Origin of the sequence: Amycolatopsis albidoflavus, assembly GCF_039525725.1 — a bacterium.
In the GTDB taxonomy this organism is placed as follows: domain Bacteria; phylum Actinomycetota; class Actinomycetes; order Mycobacteriales; family Pseudonocardiaceae; genus Amycolatopsis; species Amycolatopsis albidoflava.
The window spans coordinates 185,549-212,144 of record NZ_BAAAHV010000017.1; the positions used below are offsets into that span (position 1 = coordinate 185,549).

Sequence of the window (26,596 nt, forward strand, 5' to 3'; positions counted from 1 at the left end):
GGGTTCAGCCGAGCAGCCGAGGCTTGTTTTCCAGGTGCGACAAGCCATTCCAGGCGAGATTCACCAGATGCGCGGCGACCTCGTCCCGCTTCGGTTTGCGCGCGTCCAGCCACCACTGCCCGGTGAGCGCGACCATGCCGACGAGCGCCTGCGCGTAGAGCGCGGACAGCTTCTCCTCATACCCGCGCGCGGCGAACTGCTGCGCGAGGATGTGCTCGACCTGGCTGGCGATGTCGTTGAGGACAGTCGAAAACGTGCCGGTGGAACTGGCGACCGGGGAATCGCGCACGAGAATGCGGAACCCGTCGTGGGAATCCTCGACGTAGCTCAGCAACGCGACGGCGGCCTGTTCCAGCATCACCCGCGGATGTCCGCCGTGGAGCGTCGAGACCATCCGGTCGAGCAGCAGCTGCGTTTCCCGGTCGACGACGACGGCGTAAATGCCTTCCTTGCCACCGAAGTGCTCGTAGACGACCGGTTTGGACACGTTCGCCCGCGCGGCGATCTCCTCGACCGAGGTGCCGTCGAAACCCTTCTCGGCAAACAGAGCGCGTGCCACGTTGAGCAGCTGCTGCCTGCGCTCGCTGCCCGTCATGCGCACCCGGGCGACCGGTGCGGCCGGCCGCGCGCCGGTGACCGCCGCTTCTCGCTTCGCCCGTCGTCTCCCCGCCATTCGCAGCAGGGTAGCGGGCGGACCGCGACGAGCCGCTCGTCGCCTCAGGTTTAAACATGAATAAACCCCGCCGAGTGACGGGGTTCATCCACGAGCGCGCCGGAAGCTCAGCCCGGCAAAGGAAAACCTACTTGGCCTCGGCCGCGATCCTGGCCAGCCGCTGCGGGGTCGGCCAGCGGACGTCGTGCACCCAGCCGAACTTCTCGAACATCCAGATCAGCCGCGCCGACATGTCGATCTGGCCGCGCTTCACGCCGTGCCGGGCCGAGGTCGGGTCCGCGTGGTGCAGGTTGTGCCACGACTCGCCGAAGGAGAAGATCGCCAGCGGCCAGAAGTTCGCCGAACGGTCGCGGGCGGCGAACGGGCGCTCGCCGATCATGTGGCAGATCGAGTTGACCGACCAGGTCACGTGGTGCAGCACGCAGACGCGGACCAGGCCCGCCCAGAAGAACGCCGTCACCGCGCCCCACAGCGACCACGAGATCAGCCCGCCCAGCAGCGCCGGGCCGAACAGGCTCACCAGCGACCACAGCCAGAACAGGTCGTCGACTTTGCGGATGGCCGGGTCCTTCACCAGATCCGGCGCGAACCGCGCCTGGTTGCTCTGGTCGCGGTCGAACAGCCAGCCCATGTGCGCGTGCCAGAAACCCTTGGCGATGGCCAGCGGCGAGGTGCCGTACGCCCACGGCGAGTGCGGGTCGCCGTCGCGGTCGGAGAACGCGTGGTGGCGCCGGTGGTCGGCCACCCAGGTGATCACCGGTCCCTGCAACGCGATGCTGCCCGCGATCGCCATCACGACGCGCAGCCACGGCTTGGCCTTGAACGAACCGTGGGTGAAGTAGCGGTGGTAGGCGACGGTGATGCCCAGCCCGCTGATCCCGTAGAACACGACGAACAGCGCGACGTCCAGCCAGGTCAGGCCCCAGCCCCAGGCGAACGGAACCGCGACCAGCAGCGCCACGATCGGCAGCAGCACCCCGAAGTACACCGACAGCTGAACGCCGATCCCGCGCTGTCCGTCGATGATCGGCTTGGGGCCCTTCGGCGGGTCGCCCGCTGACTGAGAACGATCGAGGGTGGCCGTCATGCGCTCACTTCTTTCCTCTCACAACCCCTTGCGAAGGGTGCCCTTACCTACGGTGTCGTAAGTTACGGTACAGGAGGTTTCCGGCGCTGTGGAGGCCCGAAAAGTCCGATTGCCCGGTGCCCGGGACGGCCCTGTGGCGCACGCCTCCCCCTCCTGGCGCCCCCGTCCTCGATCATCGCTATCCTGACCAGGACCGATCCGCCGTAGTGTAATCGGCAGCACTTCAGATTTTGGTTCTGACAGTTCAGGTTCGAATCCTGGCGGCGGAGCTGCACATCCGGCGAGGGCGATGGGAGTGGGGGCGGCTGAGCGAGGAACCGAGCGACCCCGCGGGCGCCCGTCGCCCGACCCTGGTCGAGATGTCGGACGCGTGGCTGGTGGGGCGCGCGCGGGAACTCATCGCGGCCGTTCAGCGCCAGGAGCACGAAAACCAGCTCGAGATCGTCAAGATCATGGACGAGCTGCTCGAGGAGACTCTGCGCCGGGGAGAACCCACGCTCGTCGCCCAGCTGCTGCGCGCCTCCGCCTTCTCCCGGCTCGTCACCCGCGGCCTCGCGGCCGAGGCCGAACCCCGGCTGGACGAGATGCTCGCGCACACCCGCCGGCACGGTCTGTCGCTGCTTCGCGCGGACGCGCACGCGCTGCGCGGGCGGCGGCTCGTGCTCGCCGCGCAAGAGGACGCCGCGCTCACCGAGATCGCCCGCGCGCTCGCGATCCTGGACGACTCCACGATTCCGGACCGTCAGGTCGGCGTCCGCAACTGGAACCGCATGCAGTCGATGGCGCTCATCGACTGCTGGATAGTGCTCAACCAGCTCGGCGTCTACGAGGCCGCCGAAGAGGTGATCGGCCGCGCGCACCAGGCGATCCGGGAAAGCGCGAGCCCGCACGAGATCACCCTGCAGCTGATGAACCGGGTCAAGATGCTGCTCGGCTGGGGGCTGCGGCTCGAGCGGATCGAGCAGTACGACGAATCGGCGGAGAAGTTCCGCACCGCCGCGTCGATGGCGGTGGCCGCCGAAGGGCCGTTCGCCGAATCGCTGTTCCCGCGCAAGATCGGGGTGTCCGCGGTCGACCAGGTCGGTGTGCTGGCCGCGGCGCTCGCGCTGCACGATCCGGCCGCCGAGCACGTCGAACGGCTGCAGGGCATGCATCTCGGCCACCACTATCCGCACGAGCAGGAGCTGGTCGCGATCGCGCTGGCCCGCTGCCTCGACCAGACCGGCCGCCGCACCGACGCGCTGCAGGTCCTGCGCGAGGCCCGCGACGTGCTGGCCGAGGACGTCTCGCAGCCGTCGATGCGGCTCACCCTCTCCCGCGAACTCGCCCGCCTCGACCCGGACGCCGCGAGCCAGTCGCTGATCGACTACGCGACCGCGCTGGAAACCGAAATGTGGGCGCTGCGCGAATCGCAGATCGCCACGCTGAACGCGCGCCGCGAGCATGAACGGCTGTCCGCCGAGCACGGCGCGATCACCCAGCAGGCACTGCAGGATCCGCTCACCGGCCTGCCGAACCGGCGCGCGCTCGACGAACGGCTGCGCTCGCTGGCGTCGTCGGCGGACGCGCAGCCGCTCGCGGTCGCACTGGTCGACCTCGACGGGTTCAAGGGCGTCAACGACAAGCAGTCGCACGCCGAGGGCGACAACGTTTTGCGTGTTGTCGCAAGCACTCTCCGCGACGCTCTGCGCGGCGACGACGTCGTGGCCCGCTACGGCGGCGACGAGTTCATCGTGCTGCTGCCCGGCGCACCGGCGTCGGCGGCGAAGATGGCGCTCGGCCGCGCGGCCAAATCCGTCGCGACACTGCCGCATCACCTCTCGCACGGTGTGACGTTGTCCATTGGTCTCGTGTCGCTGCGTCCGCAGGAGCGGGCCGAGCAGGTGCTCGCCCGCGCGGATGCGGCGATGTACGAAGCGAAACGCGGCGGTGGCAACCAGGTGGCGTCGGCCAACTCGATGGCCGGCGACGGCATGGGCGGCTGGCCTGGGGAAACGGCTCCGACCGACCCCGCGTGGAGCGCTGAGGACCCCACGTAGGATCGTTGGTGCTCGTCAACGCACCGGTGAATCGTTGGGAGACTCGTGAGCGGCCCGCTGAGCACGCTGATCCTCGCTGCGGGTGAGGGCACCCGCATGCGTTCCTCCACTCCTAAGGTGTTGCACCCGATCGCCGGAAGGCCGCTGGTGGAACACGCAGTGCGCGCCGCCGCCGGCCTCGCGCCGCAGCATCTGGTGGTCGTGATCGGACACGGCCGCGACGCCGTGCGCGCCGAACTCGACCGGGTCGGCGATGCGCTCGGCCGCGAGGTCGCCACCGCCGTGCAGGAAGAGCAGAAGGGCACCGGGCACGCCGTTTCGTGCGCGCTGGCCGAACTGCCGGAAGGACTCACCGGCACCGTGGTCGTCAGCTACGGCGACGTTCCGCTGCTGGACACCGAAACCCTGGAAGCGCTCCGGGCCGAGCATGCCAAGGCGGGGAACGCGGTCACCGTGCTCACCGCCGAGGTCGCGGACCCGACCGGCTACGGCCGGATCGTCCGCGGTGCCGACGGCTCGGTCAGCGCGATCGTCGAGCACAAGGACGCGACGCCGGACCAGCGGGCGATCACCGAAATCAACTCCGGTGTCTACGCCTTCGACGCGGCCGTGCTGATCGACGGCCTGTCGCGGCTGTCCACCGACAACGCGCAGGGTGAGCTTTACCTCACCGACGTCCTCGGCATCGCGCGCGAGGACGGCAAGGGCGTCGGCGCGCTGGTGGTCGACGACCCGTGGGTCACCGAGGGCGTGAACGACCGCGTGCAGCTTTCGGTGCTCGGGGCCGAGTACAACCGCCGCATCGTGCGCCGCTGGCAGCGCGAAGGCGTCACGGTGGTTGACCCGAACACCACCTGGATCGAGGCGGACGTCACGCTCTCCCGCGACGTGCTGATCGAGCCGAACACGCAGCTCAAGGGCCACTGTTCGGTCGGCGAAGGCTCCATTGTGGGACCGGACACCACGCTGACCGACGTGCGGATCGGCCGCGGCGCTTCGGTCGTCCGCGTGCACGGTTCTGGCTCTGAGCTGGGCGACGGCGTGAATGTCGGCCCGTACACGTTCCTGCGGCCGGGCACGAAGCTCGGCGCGAAGGGCAAGCTGGGCGCGTTCGTCGAGACGAAAAACGCGCAAATCGGCACCGGTACCAAGGTGCCGCATCTCACTTACGTAGGCGACGCGATCGTCGGCGATCACAGCAACATCGGCTGTTCCAGTGTGTTCGTGAACTACGACGGGGTGGCCAAGCACCAGACCGTTGTCGGTTCGCATGTCCGGCTTGGGGCGGACAACACGCTGGTCGCGCCGGTGCGGATCGGGGACGGCGCTTACAGTGGAGCCGGTGCGGTGATCCGCGACGACGTCCCGCCTGGCTCACTGGCGCTGTCGGCCGGTCCGCAGCGCACCATCGAAGGCTGGGCGGTCCGGCGCAGGCCGGGCACGCCCGCGGCGGAGGCGGCGGAAGCCGCACTCGCCGCCCAGCAGCAGGACACCGTTGTGTCCGAGTCAGCAGCAGGAACCGACGGGGAGTCGCCAGCATGAGTCCGAAGTCAGGTACGCCGAAGAAGAATCTGATGCTCTTCTCCGGCCGTGCGCACCACGAGCTCGCGGAAGAGGTCGCCAAGCACCTCAACGTGACGATCACCCCGCAGACCGCGCACACGTTCGCCAACGGCGAGCTGTTCGTGCGGTTCGAGGAGTCGGTGCGCGGTACCGACGCGTTTGTGATCCAGGCGCACACCACGCCCATCAACGAGTACGTGATGGAGCAGCTGATCATGGTGGACGCGCTGAAGCGCGCGAGCGCCAAGCGGATCACCGTGGTCATGCCGTTCTATCCGTACGCCCGCCAGGACAAGAAGCACAAGGGCCGCGAGCCGATCTCGGCGCGGCTCATCGCGGACCTGTTCAAGACCGCGGGCGCGGACCGGATCATGACGGTCGACCTGCACACCGCGCAGATCCAGGGCTTCTTCGACGGCCCGGTCGACCACCTGATGGCCCAGTCGGTCCTCGCCGACCACATCAAGTCGACGTACGGCAACGCGGACATCACGGTCGTCTCGCCGGACTCGGGCCGCGTGCGCCTGGCGGAGAAGTGGGCGCAGCAGCTCGGCGACCGGCCGATCGCGTTCATCCACAAGACGCGCGACCCGGACAAGCCGAACCAGGCGGTGGCCAACCGCGTGGTCGGCAAGGTCGAGGGCAAGCTCTGCGTGCTGATCGACGACATGATCGACACCGGCGGCACGATCGTGAAGGCCACCGAAGCACTGCTGGAAGAGGGAGCGGCGGACGTGGTCATCGCGACCACGCACGGCATCCTCTCCGACCCGGCCACCGAGCGGCTGTCGCAGTGCAAGGCGCGCGAGGTCATCGTGACGAACTCGCTGCCGATCCCGGAAGAGAAGCGCTTCCCGGGATTGACGGTGCTGTCCATCGCGCCGATGCTCGCGGAGGCCATCCAGCAGGTCTTCGAGGACGGCTCGGTCACGTCGCTGTTCGACGGCAACGCCTGACGCTCCGCGGTTTCTGAACGGTTCTGAACGACACGGCCCGAGTTGGCGGGTGCGGCCTGAGACAGGTCGCATCGGCTGGCTCGGGTCGCGTCGTTCGGTGACTGCGTCCGGTTGCCGGGTGGACCTCGCCTCAGCAGGACCGCCTGCGCCGGACGGCCCAGTGCGACTCAGGCGGTGTTGCCGCCGCGCGCTGGCACGCCGAACGCAGGCCACGTCGGCCGTTCCGGGCCGCACCACCGATCCAGGCGCACCGTCCAATCCAGACCGCATCGCCCGGCTCAGTCGCGCCGCCTGGTCCCACCGCCGCTCAGCTCAAGCCACGGTCGGCCCGGCCCGGCCGCGCCACTCTGGCCGCGCCGCCCCACTCCAGCCGCGCCACTCCGGCCGCACCGCACCACGCCAGCCGCGCCGCACCACGCCGACCGCGGTCCAGCCGCGCCACGCCAGCCGCACCGCACCACGCCAGCCGCGGTCCAGCCGCGCCACGCCAGCCGCACCGCACCACGCCAGCCGCGGTCCAGCCGCGCCACGCCAGCCGCACCGCACCACGCCAGCCGCGGTCCAGCCGCGCCACTCCGGCCGCATCACACCGGTCCAGCCGCATCGCCCCGGCTGACCGAGGCCGCGCCTGACCGAAGCAGCTGTCCAAGCCGTCGGATCCGTCCAGGCAGCACCGCGTTCAGCACCGCCCGAAACCGCACCGCCGCTACCGAGCAGCCGCGCCGCCATCACCAGCCAAAAACACCCCTCCACTCCTCACTTCGCGCCCTCGTCATCACCCCGTCGCACCGTCACACCGCGCCCATATCCGAAGACAACCACCTCTCCGGCCGCATATGGATCGCCATGTGCTCGCCCAATTGCGTCCGCTCGTACTCCACATACCCGGCCACCTTGTCGGCAGGCAGGTACCGCGAAGCCATCTCCCACGTCAGCTCGTAGCTGCCCGGCCGCGTCCGCACCACCGGGCCCTCCACCGACACGTACCGCACCGTCGGCTCCACCCGTTGCACCATCAGGCTGAACCGACCGGCCGCCTCGATCGCCTTTGCCTTGCGCGAGTTCGGTTCCGTGATCACCCACAGCTCGCCGCCGGGGGTGTACTGGTACCAGATGGGCACCGTCAGCGGCGCTCGGTCGGGGCGCTCCACCACCGCGAGCGCGCCGATGTGCGGTTCGGCCAGAAACTGTTCCCGTTCTTCACTCGACAACACCATGCCCTCGAAGCTAGCGACGGGGTACGACAAAAACCGGGTTCCGCCGGCGGCGAAAATCGATGCGTCACCCGTCCGGGACTGACTAGCGTCGCAGCCATGGGGAAATTCGAATTCGGCGTCAGCCTGCGGCTCACCGCCGACGGCACTGAGTGGACCGAAAAATGCCGGCGCGCCGAGGAACTCGGCTACGACCACCTGACCGTGCCCGACCATCTCGGGCCGGGGCGGTTGTCTCCGTTCCCCGCGCTCACGGCGGCCGCCGCGGTGACCGAGCGGGTGCGGGTCGGCACGCTCGTGTCCAATGTGCCCTTCTACAACCTGGCGCTCTTCGCCCGCGATGTCGCCACCGTCAACAAACTCACCCAAGGCCGTTTCGAACTCGGGCTCGGCTCCGGCCACATGAAGCACGAGTTCGACGACGCCGGGCTGCCGTGGCGCAAAGCCGCCGACCGGATCACGTATCTCACCGAAGGTCTGGCCGAGCTGCGCACGCGCGTCGAGGACGAGGGCGGCATGCCGAAGCTGCTGATCGCGGGCAACAGCGACGGCGTCCTCAAGCTCGCGGCGGAACAGGCGGACATCGCCGGGTTCGCCGGTCTCCGCCAGGATCGCGGACGTCCGCCGGGCACGTTCGTGCTCGACAACGACGTCGCGATGGACGACCGGGTCGCGTATTTCCGTTCCCTGGCCGGGGATCGCGAGATCGATTACAATATGCTGATCCAGCGCGTCGTGGTCACCGACGACCGCCGCGAGGCCGCCGCGGAATGGCATGCCGAGACTGAGGAACGCAGCGCGGCGGACGTCGACGAGCTGCTGCGCGCACCGCAGCTGCTCTTCGGCACGGTGGACGAAATGGTGCAGCAGCTGATCGCGCACCGCGAACGGTACGGCTTCTCCTACTTCACCGTTTTCGAGGCGATGATGGAGACTTTTGCTCCGGTTGTGGCTGAGCTGCGAGGTCGCTAGCCGCCTGCACCTTCGCGACGGCGTCGCCAGCGATTAGTGTCAGCACCTTACCGAGGAGACCGTCTGGCACAGCTTCGTCGTCGATGTCGGCTTCCACGGCCAAACCGTTGCTCAGCGCGAGCAGCACGATGGCGAATTCCTCAGCAGGCAAAGGAAGTTCGAGGTCCAACCCCTCGGCGAGCCGGTTCAACGCACGCGCGATCGTGTCGCGAACCTCCCGGCGGCGTCGGCGCAATGCGTCGCGCCGCCGGTCGTCGTGGTGCGCCATCGCGAAGAACTCGGCCAGCAACCGGTGCCACACGGCGTCGGCGCGCATTTCGTACATCAGCACCGCGGCGACGTTCGCCAGCCCCGCGCCGCCGTCGTCCGCTTCGGCGAAACTCGCCAGGCTCGCTTCGAGGCGGTGCGCGGCGTGCTCTTCCATCAACGCCAGCACAAGCTCGTCTTTCGACGCGAAACTCGAGTAGACCGCGCCCTTCGTCAGCCCGGCAGCCGCGGCCACCTCGGTCAGTTTCGTCGCGGCGATGCCCTGTTCCCCGAACACGGCGAAGGCCGCGTCGAGGATGCGCCGACGGGTCTCCGCCCGCGTCGGCCGCGTCCGGCCGGTCATCGGCTTCTCCCTCATCCGGGGGTTGACACTGGCTCAGCCCGCTCAATACCTTCAGGTATCCAATACCCACGGGTATCCAGTGTCAAGGACTCTGTCAAGGACGACAGGGAAGGACCGCTCCGATGAGGTTGCGCATCGTCCTGGCCGCCGCGGCATTGCTGACCGCCGCGTTCGCCGCCCCAGCCACCGCCGCCACCACCGCTACGGCAAGCGGCGTCAACGATCCCGCGTGCCGGCCGAGCGCGGCGCATCCGCGTCCGGTGGTGTTCCTGCACGGACTCGGCGCGACGTCCTATGAGGACTTGAACTACCTGCAGGATCACGTTGCTGCCAAGGGATATTGCACCTTCAGCCGCACTTACGGCGCGTATCCGCAGTTCCCGCTCGTCGGCGGACTTCGCCCGATCGCCGACTCTGCAACGGAAATCAAGGAGTTCATCGGCGAGGTTCTAGCAGAAACCGGTGCGGCGCAAGTGGATCTGGTCGGCCACTCCGAGGGCGGCTTCCAGTCCCTGTACGTCACGAAGACGCAAGGCATCGCGGACCGGATCGGCTCCGTGGTGTCGATCGCGCCGCCCACCCACGGCACCACGTTCGCCGGGCTGACGAAGCTGGCGTATCTGCTGGGAGTGCGCGACGAGGTCGGCAAGGCGCTCACCGCGTTCGGCTGCCCGGCTTGCGACAACCTGATCACCGACGGCAGCGCGGTCCAGACGCTCACGAACGGCCCCATCGCGCAGCCCGGCGTGCGCTACACAGTGCTGACGTCGCGGTTCGACGAACTCGTCACGCCCACCGAAACGTCGTTCGTGCGCGAGCCGGGCGTCACGAACGAATACGTCCAGGACACCTGCCCGTTCGACCCCGTCGGGCACATCGGCGAGGCCTACGACCTCAACGTCTGGAACCTGGTCACGAACGCGCTCGACCCCGCGCACGCCGAGAAATTCCTGTGCACCGCCGGATCTCCCGGCTGACAAACAACAAAAAAACCCGGTGGTGCCAACAAAGCGGCACCACCGGGTTGAGCGCGCTCAGTACGCCAGGGTGAACCGCGAGCGCGAGTGCTTCGGCTCTTCGATCTCGTCCACGAACGCGATCGCCAGGTCCGCACCGCTGATGTGCGACCGGCCGTCGGCGTCGCTGACCAGCACGTCGCCGCCGAGGCGGAACTTGCCGGTGCGCTCGCCGGGGATCCAGGAACCGAACTCGGCCGCCGGGCTGACGTAGAACCAGTCGACGTCGTCCGAAAGCTCGCGCAGCGCGTCCAGAACGAGGACGTGGCTGCCCGCCTCCGCCTTGTACTCCTCCGGGAACTCCGGGGTGTCGATCACGCGCGGGCCATCCTCGCTGACGCGCAGCGAACCGGCACCGCCGACGATCGCCAGCCGCGCGCCGTTCGCGCGAGCCGCCTCCACCAGCGTCGGCAGAGCGTCCACCAGACGGCGGCCGTCGTCGTCCGCGCGGCCCGGCGTCGCGATCACGAGCACATCCGCGCCCTTAGCCACCGAAGCGACGAATTCCGCGTCGTGCATCGACCCCGACCGCGCCTCGACACCAGAGGGCAAGCCCTCGGCCTTGCGCGCGACCCCGATGACGGAGTGCCCGCGCCGCAGCGCCTCGTCGGTGATCCGGCCGCCGGCGAATCCCGTTGCGCCGAACACCACCAGCTTGCTCATTTGCCGCTCCTCGAAAAGAAAGTCCGTCTCGTCGCAGCCGATGGTAAGGACCGGTCTTCGGCTACTTCAACGGAAGAAACGCACCCCGAGGTGAGCGTGCAGGTCAGCCGCCGAGCGCGGCGAACGCGGTGGCCAGTTTCGCCTTCACCGCGTTCGCGTCGACCGCCGACCGCACCTCGGCGACCGCCGTCGGCTTCGCCAGCACCTGGTAGCTCGCGGTGCGGTTGGGCAGGGTGAATTTGACCGAGCAGGACATCGTGATGGTCGCGTCCGCGGCGGCGTCGCCTTCCGTGGCGCAGGTTTGCGAGCCGAGCGAGTCCGCGCTGATCTCCACCGAGAGCTTGATGTGCACATTCGGCTTGGAACCCGGCTGATTGCCGACGACGCTGTTCGAGACGTCCACTGTGGTCTTGCAGGAACCGACGTAATCCTGGCAGTCGAGTTTGTCGTTGAGCACCGTGACGCTCGCCTGCGCGAGACCGTCGAACGGCTGCCCGATCGCGTCGACCGCAGCGTTGAAATCGGTGTGGAACTGCTTGATCTCCGCGACATTGAGCGGCCGGACGCGGAACGCCGCACCCAGCTTCGGACCACCGCGCGGGTCGAGCAACGCGGGCGCGAACCCGGCGACCCGGTGCGGTTCGGCGGTGGTTACCTGCAGCGCGCCGCCGAGGTCGTACACCTCGGTTCCGTCCTGGAGCTTCTGCTTCCGCGGAGCGCCGGAGCCAAGACCGCCGAGCGCCTTGCGCAGTTCGCCGGCGAGCTTCGGCGGGGCGAGCCGCGCGGCAGGGTCGACCGGCAGTTCGCTCCCGACGGTGTGCACCCATCCGCCGCCGAACTGGGTGCTGTTCTCCTCCAGCCCGTGCGACTTCCAGTAGTCCGCGTCGGCTGCCAGGTACAGCTGCCCGTCCGGTTCGGTGATCCGCACTGACTTGCCTTCCAGCGGCAGCGCGCCGAAGCCGTTGCCGTCGCGCGCGACGCGGTACGTCAGCGTCGCCGGGTTGCCGGCGCCGTCCTTCAACGTCGCGTCGTACTGCAGCGCCGGTGCCTGCTCCAGCGTCTGCAGCGCGGCGTCGACCGCCGTCTGCTGCTGCGCGCGCTGCTCGGCCAGCTGCCGGTCAGCATCGGACAGTCCCGCCGTGCCGGTCACCGCGACCTGGCAGCCCGCGAGAAGCCCACCCAGCAGCACCAGCGCTGTCGCAGTCCATCTAGCCCGCATGTCGGCCGCCCCTCTTTCGCGGGAATCATGCCACCCCCATGAGATCGACGGGCGGTACGGGAATTGTGTCGTCACCCACCCGCGAGGGGGAGCCTGGGCCGACCCGGTGCGCGCCAGGGCGGGCCGGCTGGTTTACACTTCTCGGGTTGTCTCGGCGAGGCGGGTGCGCCTGTAGGTGCCCGGCGTGATCGACGCGGCGGCTCGAGAAGCCCCGTGGTCATTTCGCGCCCGCAATCTCGCCGCCGTGCACAACCGCCCCCGAGCAGAGATCGACGATCCCCGCCGCCCCCTGCCGCACGTCGTGTGATTGAAGGAGTGCTACACCGTGTCCGAGGTACGTCTTTCCGTCGAACCGCGCACCGAGTTCGGAAAGGGTGCCGCCCGCCGCACCCGTCGCGCCGGCAAAATCCCCGCGGTGCTCTACGGGCACGGCTCGGACCCGCGGCACTTCGCGCTGCCGGCCATCGAGTTCGCCCGCGTCGTCCGCGAGAACGGCACCAACGCCGTCATCACGCTCGACCTGCAGGGCGAGAGCGAGCTGGCGCTGACCAAGACCATCGTGGTCCACCCGCTCAAGAACTACATCGAGCACGTCGACCTGCTGGTCGTCAAGCGCGGCGAGAAGGTCACCGTCGACGTCCCGGTCGTCGTCACCGGCACCGCGGGCCCGGGCACCCTGGTCGCCCAGGACCTCGACACGCTGCAGGTCGAGGTCGAGGCGCTGCACATCCCCGAGCAGTTCGAGGTCTCCGTCGAGGGCATCGAGGCCGGCACCCAGATCACCGCCGGCCAGGTCACCCTGCCCGCGGGCGCCGAGCTGGTCACCGACCCCGAGGCGCTCGTCGTCGCCGTCAACGAGGCCCCGCGCGGCTCCGCTGACGAGGACGCCGAAGCCGAGGAAGCTTCCACCGAAGCCGCCGAATAAGCTCTCTTTCGTGAGTGAAGACGTGCCAGGGGCCGGCGAGCAGATTCTGCTCGCCGGCCTTGGCAATCCCGGGCCGCAGTACGCCGGGAACCGGCACAACGTCGGGTTCATGGTGCTCGACGAGCTGGCGGGCCGGATCGGCGGGAAGTTCAAGGCGCACCGCAGCGGGGCCGAGGTGCTCGAGGGCAGGCTGGCCGGCTCCCGCGTCGTGCTGGTGAAGCCGCGGTCGTTCATGAACCTCTCCGGCGGGCCGGTGGTCGGCGCGGCCCGGTTCTTCAAGGTCCCGCCGTCCGGCGTCGTGGTGGTGCACGACGAGCTGGACGTCGATTTCGGCGCGCTGAAGCTCAAGCTCGGCGGCGGCGACAACGGCCACAACGGACTGCGGTCCATCACCAAATCGCTCGGCACGCGCGACTACTACCGCGTGCGCTTCGGCATCGGGCGTCCGCCGGGCAGGCAGGATCCGGCGGATTTCGTGCTGAAGGATTTCTCGACGGTCGAGCGCAAGGAGCTCCCGTTCGAGGTCGACCGGTGTGCGGACGCGACCGAGGCGTTGATTTCGCGGGGCCTGGCGGCGGCGCAGAACGCGTTCCACGCCGCCTGAGACTTGTGCCCGGTTCCGCCCCAATGTGGCATTGGGTGCATCTGACGCACCCAATGTGGCGTTCGGTGCGTCCTACGCACCCAATGCCACATTGGGGAGCTCTGGACCCTGCGGGCCGTTGTGCGTGTGGGTGAGCAGCTGTGGCCGTGCGTGATCGAATTCTCACTCGATGGGCGGCTTCTGTGCCCCTGATCGAGTCGTCCGGGCGGGTGCGGGCTTCCCGGGGTGGCCGGGACCGGTTAGGACGGGTTCAGGAGAACGCATCACCCCGACCCCTGAATCGGAGAATGATCCATGTCGTTTACCGCCGAGGATCTCGCTGAGGTCGCTTTCGGTAACGCCCCGATCGGCCGTCGCGGCTACGCCAAGCAGGAGGTCGACGACTTCGTGCGGCGGATCGCCAAGACGATCGCCGACGAGGACGATCTGACCTCGGCCGAGGTCCACCACGTGCTGTTCTCCAAGCCGTTGATCGGCAAGCGCGGGTATGACGAGCGCGAGGTCGACCAGTTTCTCGACGAGGTGGAGACGCAGCTGGCCGAACTGTCCGGACGGCGGGCCCCGACGATCCCGGGAAGCCGCGACCACAGCGAGGCCACCGCAGGTCGCGCCTCCTGGCCCGTAATCACCGAGGCGCCGGCCGAACGGCTGCCCGGCCGATAAGACCTAGACGCGAAGGCCGCTGCGATCCCTCGCAGCGGCCTTCGTCGTGTTCCGGCTCGGCAAAATCAACTGTCCGCGTTTTTAGCGATCTTCTCCGCGTACTGCACCGCGGTAGCCGCCCGCTTCACCTTGCCGGAAGGGGTCTTGGGCAAGCTCCCCGCCGGAAGCACCACCACGGCGAACGGCCGCATGTCGACCGCGTCCCGGACCCTTGCCGCGATTTCCTTGGACAGGCGAGTTTCCTCGGCCGCGTCGCCGGCCAGTTTGGATTCCACGACCACGGCGAAGCGTTCGCGGCGGCTGCCCGCGTCCAGGCGGACCGCGACCGCGTTGCCTGCCCGGACGCCGTCCACCGAGCCGGCGGCGCGTTCGATGTCCGTCGGGTACAGGTTGCGGCCGCCCATGATGATGACGTCCTTGCGGCGGCCGCAGATCACAATCTGGCCGCCTGCCAGGTAACCCAGGTCGCCGGTCTTCATCCAGCCGTCCGGGTCCTGGGTGTTCAGCGGGCCGTTGACGGTCAGGTAGCCGGGGGTCACGGCCTCGCCGCGCAGGCGGATCTCGCCGACCTGCCGTTCGCCCAGCACCGCACCGGATTCGTCCACGATGTCCGCTTCAAGGCCGTCCAGAGGGCGACCCAGCAGGGCGAACGAGCGGACCTCGTCCGTACCGCGGCGGGGGTCGCCTTCGGGGACCGGCACCGCGCGGTTGTCGGCTTCCAGGGCGTCCGCCTCGACGACGTCCAGGGTGAGGCCGGTGAACAGCGGCGCGAACGAGACTGCCAGCGTCGCCTCCGCCATTCCGTAAGCGGGGAACACGCACTCGGGCGGCATGTTGAAGCGCTTTCCGGCGTCCACAAAGGTCTGCACGGCCGTTTCGTCGATCGGCTCCGCGCCGTTGAGGGCGATGCGCAGTTTCGACAGGTCGTAGGCGTTGTCGTCCTCGACCCGGGCCATGCGCTTGCCGACGATGGCGTACGCGAAGTTCGGCGCGGCCGTCGTGGTGCCGCCGTATTTGCTGATCAGCTCCGGCCAGATCAGCGGGCCGGTCAGGAATTCGACCGGGGTGATCTTGACCAGTTCCACGCCGAAGGTCATCGGCACGGTCAGGAAGCCGACCATGCCCATGTCGTGGAAGGTCGGCAGCCACGACACCATCACGTCGGTGTCGAACTCGAACTCCGCGCGGTCGACCATCGCCTTGACGTTGGTGTACAGGTTGCCGTAGGTGATCCGGACGGCCTTCGGCTCCGCGGTGGATCCGCTGGTCAGCTGCAGCAGCGCGGTGTCGCCCTCGTCGGTGTCCACAATCTCGGCCAGCGGCTCGGCGGCGGCCAGTTCGGAGATCAGCCGGTAGCTGATGCCCTTGCCCTCCAGCACCGGGGCGAGCTGGTCGAACGGTTCGCCCAGCACGACCAGCTCGGCCCCGATCATCTCGAGCACCTTCACCGTGTCCTCGGCCCATTCGGCGAGGTCGGTGCGCGGCGTCGGCTGGTGCAGCATCGTCACGCTGCCGCCGGTGAGCCACACCGCCTGCACGGTCGGCGCGATGAGCACCGGCGCGGCGGCCAGCACCGCCACCGCGCTTCCCGGCTTCAATCCGCCGCTGACCAGCCCGCCCGCGATCCGGCGCGCTTCGTCGTGCACCTGGGCCCAGGTCCGGCGCACCGGCTCCTTGGGCTCGCCGGTCACCATGCCGCGCCGTTGCCCCCGGTCCGCCGCAGTCCCGACGAGTGTGTCCACAAACCGACTCATGTGCGTCAGATTACTGTCCGGTTTTTCGCGGCCCGCCCGCGGCGGCGTGAACAGCGGATGTCCGAAGTCAGGCGGGTTGCGGACGCACCCGGTCCAGATACGCCTGCGGCAGCTCCTCGCGGGTCAGTTTCCGGAATTCCAGCGGGCCGGACGTGTAGGAATCTTCCGCGGTGATCAGGCCGTCCTCGTCGACCGGCCACACGATCAGCTGCCTGCTGACGTACAGGTAGTCCGCGTCGCCGTCGTCCGCCGGGAAACCCATCTGCCGCGCGGTCGCGCCTGGTAGGAGCATGTGCAGATCGCCCTCGGTGACCAGAGCATGATCGTCAACAATGAGGCGGTCCATCCGGTATTCGAGGTGGTTCGCCTTGCTCGCCACGAAAGCCGCGTAGTACTCGCGGACGCCGTCGTGGCCCTTCGGTCCGTTGTCGCCGCTCGCGCCCCAGAAGTGATACGCGGCGTCCTTGCTGACGGTCGCCATCAGGCGGTCGAGATCCGGCTCGGCCTCGGCCTTCATGTGCTCCAGGACGATGCCGAGCACCTGCCGGTGCCGGGGGTTCGTGGTCGTTTCGAGCCGCTGTTCGAGCATTTGCCAGGTGCGGGTGGGGTCGATCATGGGCGTCCCTCCGGGAAACGCGCGTCGTTGCGCGTGCTCGATCGTCGCTGGCGAGCCCCGGCGGGTCAGCCGACGCGCGTCGCCGGATCCGGCCGGTCCGCGCGACGGGCGTCGCCTACCCGACGTCGCCCAGCGTGCGATCCGACGTCACCAACCGCCGGGCGAGCAGCGCGAAGGTCGCCTGGAACCGGTCCATCGCGTCTTCGAGCCGCCAGCCGGTCGCCGCTTCGATCCGGTCCAGGCGCGCGGCGACGGTGCTGTGGTGCAGGTTCAGCTCGGTCGCCGTCCGCCGGAGCGCGCCGAAGACGCAGTACGACTCAAGCGCTTCGACGTCGAGTGCGCCGCCGGGCGTGCGGGCGTGGGTTTCCAGCGCCGCGACGCCTGGGGTCGCGGCGAGCTGGGACGGCGGCAGTTCCGCAAGCAGGACAAGGACTCCGAGCGGTCCGTACGGAACGGCTCGACGACCGAACACAGTGGACGAGGCGAACCGCAGCGCAGTGCGGGCTTGGTGCCACGACACGGGTGCGTCCGCTGCCGCGGCCGGCTCGCCGATGCCGATCCAGATGTCCACGGCTCGGTCCAGCCCGGTCGAGGCAGGATGGCGGGCGGCAAGGTCGTCGTGCAGGTGTCCGGCCAATTCCCGAGGTGCCGGGCCGCCTTGAGTCAGTGCGAGAGTCAGACGGCCCAGCCGGTGATGGTGCAGCCGACCGGCTCCGGCGCGGGCAAGCGCGTCGAGGCCGTCTTCCGGGGCACCGGCGAGGACGAGCGCGGTGACCGGCTGGTCGAGGTCGTAGCCGAGCAAGTGCAGGGCGCGCAAGCGATCCCGGCGTTGTTCGCGGGACGACACGGCGATCTCCAGCAGGCCGGGTTCGCCGAGCCGGAGCGGTGAACTGGACCTGGTGGCGCGCAGGGCTCGGCGGAGCTGGTCGAGCAGAACCACGTCGAGCGGATGCGGCGCTGGGCGATCGATCCGGACGTCGTCCAGTGGTGGCCCGGAAACCGGCGAGCCCGCGCCGTCGAACCAGACGGATTCCCCGTCGATAGCAGCACCGACCGGACAGCCCGCGACGAGCGCCGCCGACCGGACCACCGCGTCGGGCGCGAGGCCGGTCAGCGCGTCGAAATGCGCGATCAGCCGCAGCACCGACGTGGTGTCGGCGCGCAGCATCGACAGCGGCGGAACGTCGTCGTCCATCCGCCGATTGTCACTCGGCGAGTTCGGACGTCTCCAGCCACCGCGCCTCGACGTCGTCCTTCTCCGCCAGGACGGCCTTCAGGTCGGTGTTCAGCTCGATCAGCTTCTCCGGGTCGGTGGCCGCCTCCGCCAGCGCAGCGTGCAGTTTCTCTTCCCGCTTCGCGAGCTGGTCCAGCTTCCGCTCCAACCGGCCCAATTCCTTTTGCGCCGCACGGGTTTCCGCCGCGCTGCGCTTGGCCTCGGTCTTCTCCGCGGCCGGTGCCTCGCGACGCGGCGCGGCTTCCTTCGCGCGGGCGCGGCGCTGCAGGTACTCCTCGATGCCGCCCGGCAGGTGCGTGACCTTGCCGTCGCCGAGAAGCGCGTAGGTGGCGTCGCAGACCCGCTCGACCAGGTACCGGTCGTGCGAGACCACCACCATCGTGCCCGGCCAGCCGTCGAGCAGGTCTTCGAGCTGCTGCAGAGTGTCGATGTCCAGGTCGTTCGTCGGCTCGTCCAGCAGCAGCACGTTCGGCTCGGCCATCAGCAACCGGCACAGCTGCAGCCGGCGACGTTCGCCGCCGGAGAGGTCGCCGACCGGCGTCCACTGGCGGGCGGCCGGGAAGCCGAGCTTCTCGCCGAGCTGCGACGCGGTCATCTCCTGCTTGCCGAACACGACGCGGCCCGAGATCTGCTCGATCGCTTGCAGCACCCGGAGATCCGCGGGCAGATCGTCGAGTTCCTGGCGCAGGTGCGCGAGCGCGACCGTCTTGCCCTGCACGCGCCGTCCGGTCGGCGATTCGACGTCGCCGCCCAGCAGTTTCAGCAGCGTGGTCTTGCCGGAGCCGTTCACGCCGACGAGACCGATCCGATCGCCGGGGCCGATCCGCCACGTGACGTGGTCGAGCAGCGTCCGGTCGCCGACCTTGAGCGATGCGTCTTCCAGCTCCAGCACGGTCTTGCCTAGCCGGCGTTTCGCGAACGCCATCAGCTCCACGGAATCGCGCAGCGGCGGCACATCCGCGATCAACGCTTCGGCGGCCTCGACGCGGTAGCGCGGCTTCGACGAACGCGCCTGCGGGCCACGCCGCAGCCACGCCAATTCCTTGCGTGCCAGGTTCTGCCGCTTCTCCTCCGCGGTCGCGGCGAGGCGGGCGCGTTCGGCGCGCGCGAAAATCCAGTCGGCGTAACCGCCTTCGTACTGCTCGACCCGGCCGTTCGCGACCTCCCAGGTGAGGCTCGCGACGGTGTCGAGGAACCACCGGTCGTGCGTCACGACCACGACCGCGATCCGGCGGCCCAGCAGGTGATCGGCGAGCCAGCGCACGCCTTCGACGTCGAGGTGGTTAGTGGGCTCGTCGAGCACCACCAGGTCCAGCTCGCCAGTCAGCGCGGCGGCCAGCGCGACGCGTCGGCGTTCGCCGCCGGACAGGTTCGCGGTCGGGGTGTCGAGGCCGATCGCGGTGATGCCCAGGCCGTCCACAATGGACCGGACACGCGCGTCGGCGGCCCATTCGTGTTCGGCTCCGTAACGCTGCAGCACCACATCGCCGACCGTGCTGCCCGCCGGCAGTTCCGTACGCTGGGTGACGACGGCCATCCGCAGGTCGCGCACCTGGCTCACCCGGCCGGAATCCGGCTCGCTCAGTCCGGAAAGGACTTCGAGCAGCGTCGTCTTGCCGCCGCCGTTGAGCCCGACGACGCCGATGCGCTGCCCCTCGGCGACGCCGAGGGAAACGTTGTCCAGCAACGGCTTCACGCCGTAGGACTTGCTCACCGATTCCAGGTTGACCAGGTTGGCCATCCGGATCCTTTCCACTGTGGACTGTTGATTCAAGCTGGGGTTTCAGGCGTGCACGCGCGGCGGCGCGTTGCGCGGCGCGTCGTCGCCGCCGACCACCCGCGCCCCGGGCACCGGGCCGTGCGCGACCCGGACCGTCCGGCACACTCCCGCGCCGGACAGCTCCGCGGCCACCTCGACCGCGGTTTCCGCGTCGGAGCACAGGAAGGCGCACGTGGGCCCGGAGCCGGACACGCATCCGGCCAGCGCTCCCGCGTTCACTCCGGCGCGCAGCGTGCGGCGCAAACCGGGCCGCAGCGACACCGCGGCCGCCTGCAAGTCATTGCCGAGCAGCAGGGCAAGCTGGCGAGGATCCCCCGACGCGAGCGCCTCTACGACCGGAGTGTGCGACCCGATCCGCGGCGGCTTCCCATCGGCGCGCAGCCGGTCGAGCTCGCCGAACACCTTGGGCGTGGACAGGCCTTCCTCGTCGAAGGCGAGCACCCAGTGGAACGTGTGCCGCGCGAGCACCGGCACGAGCTGCTCGCCGCGGCCGGTGCCGAGCGCAGTGCCGCCGTAGAGCGCGAAGGGCACGTCGCTGCCCAGGCTCCCGGCGATGGTGGCCAGCTCGTCGCGGGTGATGTCGAGCTTCCACAGCGACGAGAGCCCGACCAGCGCCGCCGCCGCGTCCGCGCTCCCGCCCGCCATGCCGCCGGCGACCGGAATGCCCTTGCGCAGCACGATTCGCACCTTCGGCGCATCCGCGTCCGGCCGTCCGGAGTAGGAGGCCAGCTCGCACGCCGCGCGCCAGGCGAGGTTGGTGCCGTCGGTGGGCACCGTGCGCTCCCCCTCGCCGTACACCTCAAGCCCAGGCTCGTCGGCGGCCGCGACGGTCACCTCGTCGGTGAGCGAAAGCGCCTGGAAGACAGTGACCAGCTCGTGAAACCCGTCCGCCCGCAGGTCCCCCACGGCCAGGTGCAGGTTGACCTTGGCCGGGACCCGGACGGTGACTGGAGGCGGAACGACTGCGAGCACCCGTCCAGCCTACGTGGCACCGCCCCGCCAAGGCTCACCAGGAGAAAAACCCGCCCAGATTTCACGACGGACTTCAGGACACCCGTCCCAACAGTCCGGACACCCGCCCCAAAAAACTGGCCCCGGTGACAACTCCGCGACGGCGAATGCCACACCCGCAAACGCCGCACCCTTCCCCCGCGCCACCCCCACAGACCTCCGGACCGCGCCCGCGCAGATCATCCCCACGCCGCAGATCGCGTTGGCAGCAGCGGTGACGGTGGCGGTGACGGTGGCGAAAAATCAACCACCTCACAAAAACCCTCAATGCGGACCTGGACCACAACGCGGGATCGCGCCGACGTTTGGGGGCTGCCCGGCGTGACAGGCCGAAGGCCCCTCACGCCGGGCAGCCCCCAAACGTCGGCTTAAAAGCGATCCCGCCCGCGACGGCGGAGCCGGCGCCAAAAACACAGCTGGTGACCTGCCCCACCAACCCAACCACCACGGGCCGCCCCATACCCGGAGCGGCCCGCGAACGCCTTACGTCAAACCAAAACCTCAAGCCGCCACAACACTCTGCGGCCCACGAACCACCTGACTAACAAACGCCCCCCGATCAGAAATCCACGACAGCGCAGCCTCAGCCCGCTCCCCGCGCACCCCCAACCGGAACCGAGCGATCGGCGTATCCCCAATACGAGTGAGGCCACCCCCAATAGTGGCAAGTTCGACATCGAAGCGACTAGCCGCCTCAGGCAGCAACGCACCCACCGACGCAAACCCGATCAGCACGACGTCGACCGCGCGGTCGTACTTCGCGGACTGGGTGCGCGAGGTCTCGATCGACGGCAGCACCGCCTGCGCGGTCCAGCTGTCCGGCGTCGAGATCAGGTCGAGCACCGTGCCGCGTTCGACGATCGCGCCGTTGTCGAGCACCGCGACGTCGTCGCAGACCCGGCGGACGACGTCGGCGTCCGGCGTGGTGACGACGACCGTCACGCCCAGTTCGGCGCGCGCCCGGTCGAGCACGGCGAGCACCGCGCCGGCGTCTTCCGCCGAAACCCCGGCGGTCGGGTCGTCGGCGAGCAGCACGGCCGGTCCGGCGGCGAGCGCCTTGGCGACCGCGACCCGGCGGAGCTGGCCGTCGGTGAGTTCTTCCGGCTTTTGCGCGGCGCGCGGGGTGAGGCCGACCAGGTCGAGCAGCGAGCCGACGCGGCTGCGCCGCTGCGGGCCGTCGACGCCGAGCTGTTCCAGCGGGCTGGCGATGTTGCCCGCGATGGTGCGCTCGGCGAGCAGCTCCGATTTGGTCCCGACGACACCGAGCTGGCGGCGGATCTCCCGCAGCCGCTTGCCGTCCAGCGTCGCGGTGTTGAGGCCGTCGAGCCGCACGACGCCGCGGTCGGGGCGCTCCTGCAGCGCGATGCAACGGGCGAGGGTCGACTTGCCGGAGCCGGACGGACCCACGATCCCGAACAGCGAGCCGGCTTGCACGTCAACGCTCACGTCGCGCAGCGCGGCGACACGATTTCCGTGGAAGGGAAAGGACTTGGACACGTTTTCGACAGTGATCACGAAAGGGCTCCAGGCATACGAGGCGCGGCGCCGGATCCGGGCGCGCCAAGGCGTCATCGAATTACCGTCCACAGTGGACGGCGCAAGAAACTGCGGGAAAAACGATCAGGCGATGACCATGGAGCGTTGACACGCACATACCGAGCGGCGACCTTCGTCGACTACGCGCCGGCGGGTCAGCAGGAGCGGGCGGGTGACCCTCTTCATCGAAAACAGCCTCCATCGGTCCTGGCGGTAGCACCTGCCCTGCGGAGGGTGGTTGCTGCGACTTCGGCGAGCCAGGTCTCTCAGTCGCTCGGGATGGACGCTTTCGAGTAAAGCCGATCCCATTGGCTGAACGCAAGCGCGTTGGTGCAGATCACACGTCTGGTGGTGCCCGCATATCGGAACACGGCGTCCAAGACCCGGAAACCCGGAACCTCGGTCCCCGAACATTGCCCCGACCTGCGGAACCCTCGCTCCGGCGGCGGGCGGCGAACTAGTTCGTTCCACTGTGGACGATCAAGAATCTTTGTGGAACAAGAGTTTTCCCGTTGTCAAGTGACCGGTGGCCGCGGGCTTCGAGGCCGGGGGCCGCGGGCCCGCGACCGGGTCGAGATAGGTCAGCGGAGCGAAGCACCTCGAACCGGCGTCGCTGAACAATCCGGTCCGGGGAGCAATCAAGCTCCCCCGAATGCCATGGCCTTGACGAGCCGCCCGTCACAGGTAACCGGCCATCTCAGCCGCCATCGCGCGATGACCGAGAGTAGCTACGAGACCTCGGAATGATCCACGATCAGCGACGACGCGAGATCATCAGGCCACGCACCGAAATCGAAGCCCCGCTCCCGGAATACCCGCCACGCCGCCGCAGTTGGACGTCACAAGCGAGCGCCGTGGGAGGGGGTCAGTTTCCGGCAGCCGCGATCCGCGCGAACGCGTGCACGTCGAGCTGCTCCCCGCGCGTCTTCGGGTCGATCCCCGCTTCGGCGAGCAACTCACCGGCCCGCTCCGCGGAACCGGCCCACCCGGCGAGCGCGGCCCGCAAAGTCTTGCGCCGCTGCGAAAACGCCGCGTCGACCACCGCGAACAACCGCGCGCGATCCACCCCGGACACCGGGTCGGTCCGGGTGAACGACACCAGCGCGGAATCGACGTTCGGCACCGGCCAGAACACCGCGCGCGGCACGGCGGCGACTTTGCGCGCCGGTCCGTACCAAGCGAGCTTCACGCTCGGCACGCCGTAAGTCCGGCTGCCCGGCCCGGCCGCCATCCGATCGGCGACCTCGGTCTGGACCATCACGAGTCCGCTGCGCAGCGACGGCAACTCGGCCAGCAGGTGCAGCACCACCGGTACCGCGACGTTGTACGGCAGGTTCGCCACGATCGACACCGGCTCAGCCGGAAGATCGGCGGCCCGCACACGCAACGCGTCGGCACCGACGACGGTCAGCCGCTCCGCTGCCTCCGGGGCGCGCTCGGCGACGGTCTGCGGCAGGCGGGCGGCCAGCACCGGATCGATCTCCACGGCGACGACCTGAGCGCCGGCGGCGAGCAGGCCCAGCGTCAGCGACCCGAGACCGGGCCCGACCTCCAGCACGACGTCCCCCGGCCGCACGCCGCCGAGTTCGACGATGCGGCGGACCGTGTTGGGGTCGTGCACGAAGTTCTGCCCGAGCTTCTTCGTGGGCCGGACGTCGAGTTCGTCGGCCAGCCCGCGGATTTCGGCAGGCCCCAGCAGTTCCACCACCGCACGAGCCTACCCAGCGACGACGCAGCGGACGAAAACAGGCGGCCGGGAGCGCGAGGCTCCCGGCCGCCTGCCGGAAAATCAGAGAGTGCTCAGGCCTTGTAGCCGCAACCCCAGGCGCTGTAGCCGCCGCGCGCGTCGCGCACCTTCTCGGCGGTCGCGATCTGCTGCTCGCGGGTGGCCTTGTCGGCCGTCGGCGCGTACTGCGTGCCGCCGTAAGCCGCCCAGGTCTGCTTGTCGAACTGGAGGCCGCCGTAGTAGCCGTTGCCGGTGTTGATGGACCAGTTGCCGCCCGACTCGCACTGCGCGATGCGGTCCCACACGCCGGTGTCGCCGATGGCCGGGGCCGGCGGCTTCTTGGTGCCGACCTTGATGATCTTGGCCTTGGCCTCGACCAGGGTCTTCTCCGAGATCTGCTCGCGCGAGATCTCTTCGCCGTTCTTCTTGGTGACCTTGTAGGTCACGAGCTTCTTGCCCGGCGTGCCCGGGTCGTCGACGCTCTGCTGGCCCTGCAGCTGCGTCGGGTCGTCGACCTTCTGCACCTCGGGGTCGATGGTCTCTTCCTGGTTGACCATCGACACGCCCATGCGGCTGACGTGGACCTCGGCACCGTTCTTCAGGCTGACGTCGAGGCCGCCGTCGATCGCGTCGTCCGGGCCGAGGTTCAGCTTCAGGTCGGAGACGAACTCCTTGGTGGTCACCGCGTTGGTGCTCACCTGGCGGGGCGCGTTGGTGCCGTCGAAGAGCGTGATGTGCTTGAGGGTCTTGACCTGGACGGTCGAGCCCTCCAGCGGCAGTTCGCCGGACGACGGCATCGACGTCCACGCGCCCTGGGAAAGCATGCTGCCCATGCCGAGCTGGTTCATGGCCTCGCCGAGCGAGGTCGCCCGGACCCAGGAGGGCCGCGACACACCGTCCACGACGAGGTTCAGCTGACGGCCGCGCTCGAGCTTGATGACGCCGCCGTCGCCGACCGCCGCCTGCGGCGAGGGCGAAAGCGCGTCGTGCTCGCCGACCGAGAGGCCCGCGTCCTTGAGGACGTCGCCGACGGTGCCGCCGAAGCTGTGCACGGTCTGCTGGTGGCCGTCGACGTCGACGGTGATGCTCTTGTTCATCGCGAGCGCCGCCGCGCCGCCACCGCCGACGGTGACCAGCAGCGACAGCACCGCGCCCTTGAGGAAGCGGCGCTTCCAGGTCTTGGTGGCCTCGCGCAGCCCTTCCTCGACCGCGGCCTTCTTGGCCTGCGGGGAAGCGGTGCGGTCTTCCTCCACCTCGTCCGGGAGGACGAGCGGCGGAAGCATCGTGGTTTCCGCGTTGATGAGGCGGATCAGCTCGTCGACGTCGACGTCGATTTCCGACATCAGCATGTCGGCGTCCGGGCCCAGCGCGGCGAGCACGTCCTGCTCGGTCACGCGGAGCTCGTCGGAGAAGTCAAGCTGCCCGTAGGCGGTGTCTTCGAGCTCGCGGTCGAGCACGGCCACCGAGGACGGGGAGGAGGAGAAATACGCCGTACCCGCGTCAAGACGCGAGTCATCCTGCCGACTACCAGTCACCGGGTCGTTCCCTTTCCCAAGACATCGCGCGTGTTTCGCGCGTCGTCCTTCGTTCGCGACGCACCCTCGGGCGCGCCTCTCAAGTCCGACACCCCCAGCCAGCGCCATCGTCACGGTCCCAGGTCGTACCAACCCCGGTTCCGCTTCCCCGACGTGCACTGACGTGACTGGTGGGCGTATCAGCCGGCTCCGCTGCGCGGAACCGACCGGCACGATCACGGGACAGTAACGGGTGTTGGCAGGTTGCGCAAACACCCCCCGGAGTGTCGTGACTTGCGTCACTCATCAGGTGGACGAATGCACGGTCTCGAATGTCGCAATCCGTGCAAGCCGTTGTGACACTGAGGAATCAGGCGGGCAGCCGGTATGCGCGTTCAGCAGTGGTCCGGACCGCTTCGGCCACCTCGTGGACCGCTTCGCCGCGCAGAGCCGCGAGGTACCGGACGGTGTAAGCGGTGCAATACGGCTCGTTCGGCCGCCCACGGTAGGGATGAGGCGTCAGAAACGGCGCGTCAGTCTCAGCGAGGAACTGCCCACGCGGCACGATGCGCGCGGCCTCATGCAGCCCGCGCGCGTTCTTAAAGGTGACCGTGCCCGCGAAGGACAAGATGTAGCCCTTGTCGATACAGCGGCGCGCGATGTGCTCGTCGCCAGAGAAACAGTGGAAGACGACCGTCTCGGGCGCGCCTTCCTCGTCGAGGATGCGAAGCACGTCCTCGTGCGCGTCGCGATCGTGGATCATCAGCGCCTTGCCAAGCCGCTTCGCGAGATCGATGTGCCACCGGAAGGCAGCCTGCTGCGCATCGTGCGGCGAGTAGTCCCAGTAGTAATCGAGCCCCGTCTCGCCGACCGCGACCACGCGCTCCCCCCGCGCCAACCGCTCCACTTCGGACTGTTCGGCGACCCCGAATTCCTTGGCGCGCGTGGGATGAATAGCCACCGCAGCAAACACCCGCGAGTCCCACGTGGACGCTCCGGACGCCCACCGAGCAGCAGCAAGATCGTCCGCAACAGTGACAACCCGCGCAACCCCAGCCCGCTCAGCCCGGTCGACCATCGCGGCAACATCAGCCGCAGTCTCCGCCCCACAGGCGTCGAGATGAGTGTGCGCGTCAACCACCGTCACCGGCAGCCGATCAGGAATCGGCGGAAGTTCGCGCTTCTCGTCACCCATGACACCCAAGCTACTGCGCCCCAAGC

At 69.1% G+C, this 26,596-nt stretch carries 24 protein-coding genes, 1 tRNA gene and 1 riboswitch; of the genes, 9 read left to right on the plus strand and 16 right to left on the minus strand.

Annotated features, from left to right (window positions below):
* Positions 1-4: 4 nt before the first annotated feature.
* Complete coding sequence (locus ABD156_RS28415) at positions 5-595, minus strand: TetR/AcrR family transcriptional regulator (RefSeq protein WP_033288150.1); 591 nt, start codon at positions 593-595, stop codon at positions 5-7.
* 205 nt (positions 596-800) lie between these two features.
* Positions 801-1,760, minus strand: a complete 960-nt coding sequence (locus ABD156_RS28420; protein ID WP_344280279.1) for an acyl-CoA desaturase — start codon at positions 1,758-1,760, stop codon at positions 801-803.
* Between the two features lie 197 nt (positions 1,761-1,957).
* Here ABD156_RS28420 and ABD156_RS28425 point away from each other — a divergent pair.
* The 4 genes from ABD156_RS28425 to ABD156_RS28440 all read left to right on the plus strand — a co-directional run bounded on the left by ABD156_RS28425 (position 1,958) and on the right by ABD156_RS28440 (position 6,318).
* Positions 1,958-2,029, plus strand: a tRNA-Gln gene (locus ABD156_RS28425).
* A gap of 90 nt (positions 2,030-2,119) precedes the next feature.
* The gene (locus tag ABD156_RS28430; protein WP_344280282.1) at positions 2,120-3,799 is read left to right on the plus strand and encodes a GGDEF domain-containing protein; all 1,680 of its coding nucleotides are present in this window, start codon (positions 2,120-2,122) and stop codon (positions 3,797-3,799) included.
* Positions 3,800-3,844: 45 nt separating this feature from the next.
* Positions 3,845-5,341: a bifunctional UDP-N-acetylglucosamine diphosphorylase/glucosamine-1-phosphate N-acetyltransferase GlmU gene (gene glmU, locus ABD156_RS28435; protein WP_344280285.1), complete on the plus strand. Its 1,497-nt coding sequence runs from the start codon at positions 3,845-3,847 to the stop codon at positions 5,339-5,341.
* Complete coding sequence (locus ABD156_RS28440; RefSeq protein ID WP_116200125.1) at positions 5,338-6,318, plus strand: ribose-phosphate diphosphokinase; 981 nt, start codon at positions 5,338-5,340, stop codon at positions 6,316-6,318. Before glmU ends, ABD156_RS28440 begins: the two co-directional genes overlap by 4 nt.
* A gap of 312 nt (positions 6,319-6,630) precedes the next feature.
* Here the strand turns inward: ABD156_RS28440 and ABD156_RS28445 are convergent, their stop codons facing one another.
* Entirely contained in the window at positions 6,631-6,903 is a 273-nt protein-coding gene (locus ABD156_RS28445) for a hypothetical protein (RefSeq protein WP_344280293.1), read from the minus strand.
* Positions 6,904-7,109: 206 nt separating this feature from the next.
* Positions 7,110-7,535: a pyridoxamine 5'-phosphate oxidase family protein gene (locus ABD156_RS28450; protein ID WP_344280296.1), complete on the minus strand. Its 426-nt coding sequence runs from the start codon at positions 7,533-7,535 to the stop codon at positions 7,110-7,112.
* 96 nt (positions 7,536-7,631) lie between these two features.
* Between ABD156_RS28450 and ABD156_RS28455 the strand changes: the two genes are divergently transcribed.
* Positions 7,632-8,504: a TIGR03621 family F420-dependent LLM class oxidoreductase gene (locus tag ABD156_RS28455; RefSeq protein WP_344280299.1), complete on the plus strand. Its 873-nt coding sequence runs from the start codon at positions 7,632-7,634 to the stop codon at positions 8,502-8,504.
* On the opposite strand, the gene ABD156_RS28460 is transcribed toward ABD156_RS28455, so the two are convergent.
* A complete protein-coding gene (locus ABD156_RS28460; protein WP_344280302.1) occupies positions 8,440-9,114 on the minus strand; it encodes a TetR/AcrR family transcriptional regulator in 675 nt (224 codons plus the stop codon). The genes ABD156_RS28455 and ABD156_RS28460 overlap by 65 nt on opposite strands.
* A gap of 122 nt (positions 9,115-9,236) precedes the next feature.
* Here ABD156_RS28460 and ABD156_RS28465 point away from each other — a divergent pair, with 122 nt between their 5' ends.
* Positions 9,237-10,091 (plus strand): esterase/lipase family protein, encoded by an 855-nt coding sequence (locus tag ABD156_RS28465; protein ID WP_344280305.1) that lies wholly within the window; start codon positions 9,237-9,239, stop codon positions 10,089-10,091.
* 57 nt (positions 10,092-10,148) lie between these two features.
* On the opposite strand, the gene ABD156_RS28470 is transcribed toward ABD156_RS28465, so the two are convergent.
* On the minus strand, positions 10,149-10,793 hold the full coding sequence (locus tag ABD156_RS28470; protein ID WP_344280308.1) for an NAD(P)-dependent oxidoreductase: 645 nt from the start codon (positions 10,791-10,793) through the stop codon (positions 10,149-10,151).
* 103 nt (positions 10,794-10,896) lie between these two features.
* Positions 10,897-12,012 carry a hypothetical protein gene (locus ABD156_RS28475; protein ID WP_344280311.1) on the minus strand — a complete coding sequence of 372 codons (1,116 nt, stop codon included), beginning with the start codon at positions 12,010-12,012 and terminating at the stop codon, positions 10,897-10,899.
* A 325-nt stretch (positions 12,013-12,337) separates the two neighbouring features.
* Here ABD156_RS28475 and ABD156_RS28480 point away from each other — a divergent pair, with 325 nt between their 5' ends.
* From ABD156_RS28480 to ABD156_RS28490, 3 genes are all read left to right on the plus strand, one after another.
* Positions 12,338-12,937 carry a 50S ribosomal protein L25/general stress protein Ctc gene (locus tag ABD156_RS28480; protein ID WP_344280314.1) on the plus strand — a complete coding sequence of 200 codons (600 nt, stop codon included), beginning with the start codon at positions 12,338-12,340 and terminating at the stop codon, positions 12,935-12,937.
* 10 nt (positions 12,938-12,947) lie between these two features.
* Entirely contained in the window at positions 12,948-13,541 is a 594-nt protein-coding gene (gene pth / locus ABD156_RS28485; protein WP_344280317.1) for an aminoacyl-tRNA hydrolase, read from the plus strand.
* A gap of 294 nt (positions 13,542-13,835) precedes the next feature.
* Complete coding sequence (locus tag ABD156_RS28490; protein WP_344280320.1) at positions 13,836-14,204, plus strand: DivIVA domain-containing protein; 369 nt, start codon at positions 13,836-13,838, stop codon at positions 14,202-14,204.
* A gap of 65 nt (positions 14,205-14,269) precedes the next feature.
* On the opposite strand, the gene ABD156_RS28495 is transcribed toward ABD156_RS28490, so the two are convergent.
* The 9 genes from ABD156_RS28495 to ABD156_RS28535 all read right to left on the minus strand — a co-directional run bounded on the left by ABD156_RS28495 (position 14,270) and on the right by ABD156_RS28535 (position 26,570).
* Positions 14,270-15,958 (minus strand): fatty acyl-AMP ligase, encoded by a 1,689-nt coding sequence (locus ABD156_RS28495; RefSeq protein ID WP_344280323.1) that lies wholly within the window; start codon positions 15,956-15,958, stop codon positions 14,270-14,272.
* A 67-nt stretch (positions 15,959-16,025) separates the two neighbouring features.
* Positions 16,026-16,574, minus strand: a complete 549-nt coding sequence (locus tag ABD156_RS28500; protein ID WP_344280326.1) for a nuclear transport factor 2 family protein — start codon at positions 16,572-16,574, stop codon at positions 16,026-16,028.
* A 115-nt stretch (positions 16,575-16,689) separates the two neighbouring features.
* A complete protein-coding gene (locus ABD156_RS28505; protein WP_344280328.1) occupies positions 16,690-17,769 on the minus strand; it encodes a PucR family transcriptional regulator in 1,080 nt (359 codons plus the stop codon).
* A 10-nt stretch (positions 17,770-17,779) separates the two neighbouring features.
* Positions 17,780-19,549, minus strand: coding sequence for an ABC-F family ATP-binding cassette domain-containing protein (locus ABD156_RS28510; protein ID WP_344280331.1), 1,770 nt, complete (start codon positions 19,547-19,549; stop codon positions 17,780-17,782).
* A 42-nt stretch (positions 19,550-19,591) separates the two neighbouring features.
* Positions 19,592-20,560 (minus strand): 4-(cytidine 5'-diphospho)-2-C-methyl-D-erythritol kinase, encoded by a 969-nt coding sequence (locus ABD156_RS28515; protein ID WP_344280334.1) that lies wholly within the window; start codon positions 20,558-20,560, stop codon positions 19,592-19,594.
* Positions 20,561-21,100: 540 nt separating this feature from the next.
* Positions 21,101-22,114, minus strand: a complete 1,014-nt coding sequence (locus ABD156_RS28520) for a methionine ABC transporter ATP-binding protein (RefSeq protein ID WP_344280337.1) — start codon at positions 22,112-22,114, stop codon at positions 21,101-21,103.
* A 216-nt stretch (positions 22,115-22,330) separates the two neighbouring features.
* A riboswitch (SAM riboswitch) is annotated at positions 22,331-22,421 on the minus strand.
* Positions 22,422-23,000: 579 nt separating this feature from the next.
* Positions 23,001-23,843, minus strand: a complete 843-nt coding sequence (gene rsmA / locus ABD156_RS28525; RefSeq protein ID WP_344280340.1) for a 16S rRNA (adenine(1518)-N(6)/adenine(1519)-N(6))-dimethyltransferase RsmA — start codon at positions 23,841-23,843, stop codon at positions 23,001-23,003.
* Between the two features lie 92 nt (positions 23,844-23,935).
* A complete protein-coding gene (locus tag ABD156_RS28530) occupies positions 23,936-25,318 on the minus strand; it encodes a resuscitation-promoting factor (protein ID WP_344281235.1) in 1,383 nt (460 codons plus the stop codon).
* A gap of 427 nt (positions 25,319-25,745) precedes the next feature.
* Entirely contained in the window at positions 25,746-26,570 is an 825-nt protein-coding gene (locus ABD156_RS28535) for a TatD family hydrolase (RefSeq protein WP_344280343.1), read from the minus strand.
* Positions 26,571-26,596 lie beyond the last annotated feature (26 nt).